Source organism: Vibrio sp. Vb0598 (assembly GCF_033338935.1).
GTDB classification, from domain to species: domain Bacteria; phylum Pseudomonadota; class Gammaproteobacteria; order Enterobacterales; family Vibrionaceae; genus Vibrio; species Vibrio alginolyticus.
Genome location: NZ_JAWOTP010000331.1, coordinates 1 through 1009, shown reverse-complemented (window position 1 = coordinate 1009; position 1009 = coordinate 1). Strand labels below are relative to the sequence as shown.

Here is a 1009-nt window from a genome sequence, read left to right as displayed (position 1 = left end):
AATATGCGGGCCCTTGATAAGCTTGAGGAGCAGGGTAGTTGGCTTACCAAGTTACTTTACAAGTTTAGCCATTGGACGAATCGAAACTCGCAAGAAAACTCTCGGAAGAACATCCATGCTCATTACGATTTAGGCAATGATTTGTATGAAGCTTTTTTAGATACCAACATGCTGTACTCATCAGCGCTTTACCACACAAGTGCCGACTCCTTAGAGCAAGCTCAAATCAATAAAATGGAACGCTTGTGCCAGCAGTTGGATCTTCAATCTACCGACCATGTGATTGAGATTGGCACAGGGTGGGGGGCGATGGCGATATACATGGCTGAGCAATACGGTTGCCGAGTGACAACAACGACCATTTCGGAAGAGCAGCATGAATATGCTCGACAGCAAATCGTACAACGAGGTTTAGCCGATCGAATTACTTTACTTAAAGAAGACTACCGCAACCTTACTGGGACGTACGATAAATTGGTTTCTATCGAGATGATTGAAGCCGTGGGGAAACAGTTCTTAGCTTCCTACATCAAAAAATGCGAGTCATTATTAAAGCCTAGCGGCCTGATGGCTATCCAAGCGATTACGATTGCGGACCAGCGCTACGACTATTACAGCAACAATGTCGATTTTATTCAGAAATACATTTTCCCTGGCGGTTTCTTGCCGTCGGTGACGTCTTTGACACAAGCGGCCACTAAGCACAGTGATTTGGTGGTTCGTGATTTGTTTGACATCGGCCTAGACTACGCAAAAACACTGAATGAGTGGCATCGCCGTTTTAACCGCGCAGAGGATGCTGTGCGAGGGTTTGGGTACGATGACCGGTTTGTCCGCATGTGGCGTTATTACCTTAGTTATTGTGAAGGCGGTTTTCTTGCTCGTACGATCAGCGCCGTTCACATGACTTTCCAGCGCCCATAACAATTATGAGAGTGTTGATTGCGTCCACTTGGTTTCAACTGTGCTGGTTTATTGCTGTGCTTGGTACGTTTGAGTGGCAATGGTT

General features: G+C 46.1%; 1 protein-coding gene and 1 pseudogene. Both read left to right on the top strand.

Translation table 11 applies throughout. The features are described 5' to 3' along the window. A partial coding sequence (locus R7Q38_RS25075) for a cyclopropane-fatty-acyl-phospholipid synthase family protein (RefSeq protein WP_318114761.1) occupies positions 1-924 on the top strand: 924 nt, incomplete at its 5' end. A gap of 5 nt (positions 925-929) precedes the next feature. Beyond that, positions 930-1009: pseudogene (locus R7Q38_RS25070) on the top strand (DUF2878 domain-containing protein); the annotation flags it as partial.